Genomic DNA, 4,273 nt, shown 5'->3' on the forward strand with positions numbered 1-4,273 from the left:
AGGGGACATCGCCTCGGCCGGTCTCCACGACCCCGCGCACCCGCTTCTCACGGCCGCCGTCCACCTCCCCGACACCGGTGGCACCGTCCTCACCGGGCGCCTCTCGCTGACCACCCACCCCTGGCTGGCCGACCACACCGTGTCCGGCGCCGTACTCCTCCCCGGCGCCGCGATGGCCGAACTCGCCATTCGCGCCGGAGACGAGACCGCCACCCCCACCCTGGAAGAGCTGGTCATCGAGCAGCCACTGGCCCTGCCGGACAGTGGCTTCGTGGACATCCGGGTGGTCGTGAGCGGCCCTGACGAGTCCGGGCGCCGGGATGTGCGCATCTACTCGTGTGGCGAAGAGGGCACGCAGTGGACAGAGCACGCCACCGGGACGCTCGCCCAGGACACCGCCTCTCCACCGTCACCCACCGTGGCCGAGTGGCCACCCACCGGCGCCGAGCCGGTGGCGGCCGAGGGCCTGTACGAGCAGATGGCCGAGGGGGGCTACGACTACGGGCCGACCTTCCAGGGCCTGAGGGCGGTATGGACCCGCGACGGCGAGGTGTTCGCGGAGGCCGCGCTGCCGGAGGAGCAGACGGAGACCGCCGGCCGGTTCGGCATCCACCCGGCACTGCTGGACGCCGCACTGCACGCGAGCAACTACTGCCTGCCCGGGGAGCCCGGCAGCCGCATGTTGCTGCCGTTCGCGTGGAACGACATACGCCTGCACGCCACCGGTGCCACTTCGGTGCGCGTACACGCCCGTTACTCCGAAGACGGCGGGCTCTCCGTGGCCCTGGTCGACACGGCCGGAGGGCTCGTCGCGTCGATCGGCTCCCTCATCCTGCGGGAGGTCGACGCCCGGCATCTCGAAGCGCTCACCTCCACATCGGTGAACGACGCGCTGTGGACGGTCACCTGGGCCGAACACACCGCTACCACGAGCGACCTCCGGTGGGGCACCGTCGGGGACGTCTCACCAGCCCTCGCCGCCGCGGAAGCCCCGGCCTTCGCCGATGTCACGGAGATCGCCGAGGCCGAGCAGGGGCGGCCCACCCTGATCGTCGCCGACACCACCGCATGGGAGTCCCGGGACGCCGACCTCCCGACCCGGGCGCGCGAGCTGACCACGCGGGCACTGGACCTGTTGCAGCGGTGGGTGACACTGCCCGAGCTGTCGGAAACCCGGCTGGCGGTCCTCACTCGCGGTGCGATGGCCGTACACGACTCCGCCGAGGTCACCGACCCCGCGGCGGCGGCGATCTGGGGTCTGGTCCGCTCCGCCCAGTCCGAACACCCGGGCCGTATCCACCTCATCGACACCGACGGCCAATCGGACCAGGTGCTGCCCACCGCACTCACCACCGACCAGCCCCAACTGGCCCTCCGCGACAACACCCTCTGGGCGCCCCGGCTCACCACCGCGCCCACCAGCACACCGGCCGAGCCACTCCCCCTCGACCCCGAGGGCACCGTCCTGGTCAGCGGCGGCACCGGCACCCTCGGCGCCCTCACCGCCCGCCACCTCATCACCCACCACGGCGCACGCCATCTCCTCCTCATCAGCCGCCAGGGCCCCGACGCCCCCGGTGCCGCCGACCTCAGCACCGAACTCACCGAACTCGGCGCCACCGTCCACATCACCGCCTGCGACACCGCCGACCGCCACCACCTCACCACCACCCTCGCCAACATCCCGAGCGACCATCCACTGACAGCCGTCATCCACACCGCCGGAACCCTCGACGACGGCACCCTCACCGCCCTCACCCCCGACCGCCTCAACACCGTCTTCCGCCCCAAAGTCGACGCCATCACCCACCTCCACGACCTCACCCACGACCACGACCTGACCGCCTTCGTCGTCTACTCCTCCGCCACCGGCACCCTCGGCACCCCCGGTCAGGCCAACTACGCCGCCGCGAACACCTACGTGGACGCCCTCATCCACCAACGCCACGCCGCCGGACTCCCCGCCACCTCTCTCGCCTGGGGCCTGTGGGAAACCACCAGCGCGCTGACCGCCACCATGAACACCGGGGACCGCCGGCGCACCCACCGCGGCGGTGTCGCCCCGCTCACCGACGACGAGGGGCTCGCCCTCCTCGACACGGCCCTGACGACCACCGCCCACCCCCACCTCGTCCCCATCAAGATCAGTCCGGCCGCCCTTCGGGCCGATGACACGGCGCGGCCCGTTCCCCCGCTCCTCCGCCATCTCGTACGGCGTCCCACCCGCCGCACGGCCCACATACCGACCCCCGTCGACGCCTCGTCGCTCACCCAACGGCTCGCCGTCCTCGACCACGCCGAACGGCTACGCCATCTCACCGAGCTCGTCCGCACAGAGGCGGCCGCCGTGCTCGGGCATACGACGATCGACAGCATCGGGCCGGACCAGCCCTTCCGCGAGGTCGGATTCGACTCGCTGACGGCGGTCGAGCTGCGCAACCGGCTCAACACGGCCACCGGACTGCGGCTCCCCGCGACCGTGGTGTTCGACTACCCCACCTCGGCGATCACCGCCGGGTATCTGCGGGATGAGCTGTTCGGCTCGGCGGACGTGGCTCCGGCCGCAGTCACCGGGCCGGGGGCGGACGCGGACGACCCCGTGGTTGTCGTCGGCATGGCCTGCCGACTCCCCGGGCACGTGGCCGATCCGGAGGAGCTGTGGCGGCTGGTGGCCGACGGGGCGGACGGCATCGGGGCCTTCCCCACCGACCGCGGTTGGGACCTGGACATGCTGTTCGACCCGGACCCGGACCGGGTGGGCACGACCTACGTACGCGAGGGTGGCTTCCTGGACGGGGCCACCCGGTTCGACGCGGACTTCTTCGGCATCTCCCCGCGCGAGGCCGTGGCGATGGATCCACAGCAGCGGCTGCTGCTGGAGACCGCGTGGGAGACCTTCGAGCAGGCCGGTATCGCCCCACGGGCGGTGCGGGGCAGCGACACCGGTGTGTTCGCGGGGGTCATCTACCACGACTACGGCACAAACACCGGTGAGCTGCCCGAGGGCTCCGAGACCTATCTGAGCACGGGGAAGTCGGCGAGCGTGGTGTCCGGGCGGGTGGCCTACGCACTGGGCCTGACCGGCCCGGCGGTGACGGTGGACACGGCGTGCTCCTCCTCGCTGGTGGCCATCCACTGGGCGGCCAAGGCGGTGCGCGAGGGCGAATGCTCGATGGCCCTGGCCGGGGGTGTGACGGTGATGTCCACTCCGGAAGGGTTCGTGAGCTTCTCCCACCAGCGCGGGCTCGCCCCCGACGGCCGCAGCAAGTCCTTCGGCGAAGGCGCGGATGGCACCACGTTCAGCGAGGGCGTCGGGCTCGTACTGCTGGAACGGCTCTCGGACGCCCGCCGCAACGGCCACAAGGTACTGGGCGTGATCCGCGGCACCGCCGTGAACCAGGACGGGGCCAGCAACGGCCTCACCGCACCCAACGGGCCCTCCCAGCAACGGGTGATACGACAAGCCCTGGCGAACGCCGGACTGTCGCCCACCGACATCGACACCGTCGAGGCCCACGGCACCGGAACCGCACTCGGCGACCCCATCGAGGCCCAGGCACTCCTGGCCACCTACGGCCAGAACCGCCCCGCCGACCAGCCCCTCTGGCTCGGCTCGCTGAAGTCCAACATCGGCCACACCCAGGCCGCCGCGGGCATCGCAGGGGTCATCAAGATGATCCAGGCCATGCGCCACGGCGTACTGCCCAAAACGCTCCACGCCGATGAGCCCACCACCAAGGTGGACTGGTCCCAGGGCGCGGTGTCCCTGCTCACCGAGGCCCGGCCCTGGCCCGAGACCGGACACCCGCGCCGCGCCGGGATCTCCTCGTTCGGCGTCAGCGGCACCAACGCCCACCTCATCCTCGAACAGGCCCCCGAAGAAGCGCCCGCCGAGACGGACGCCGGAACGGAATCCACGGAACCCGAGACTCCCGGGCTGGTGGCCACGGGAGGCGCCGTGCCGTGGGTGCTGTCCGCAAAGAATCCCACGGCGCTACGGGCGCAGGCCGATCGCCTGATCGCCCACCTGAGCACCCACCCCGACACCGACCCGGTGGACATGGGCTGGTCCCTGGCCACCACCCGCACTGCCCTGGAACACCGTGCGGTGGTCCTCGCCACCGATATGGACCAGGCGACGGCCGCCCTCACCGCCCTCAGCGAAGGGCAGCCCCATCCCGCCCTCACCACCGGGGAGACCGGCACCGACGGCAAGACCGTGTTCGTCTTCCCCGGTCAAGGTGCTCAGTGGACAGGCATGGGAGCACAACTT

At 71.7% G+C, this 4,273-nt stretch carries 1 protein-coding gene; it reads left to right on the top strand.

The window, feature by feature from the left end:
* On the top strand, window positions 1-4,273 hold a 4,273-nt coding region (locus NQU54_RS48095), incomplete at both ends, for a type I polyketide synthase (protein ID WP_306279868.1).

Origin of the sequence: Streptomyces malaysiensis subsp. samsunensis (genome assembly GCF_024519315.1) — a bacterium.
In the GTDB taxonomy this organism is placed as follows: domain Bacteria; phylum Actinomycetota; class Actinomycetes; order Streptomycetales; family Streptomycetaceae; genus Streptomyces; species Streptomyces malaysiensis.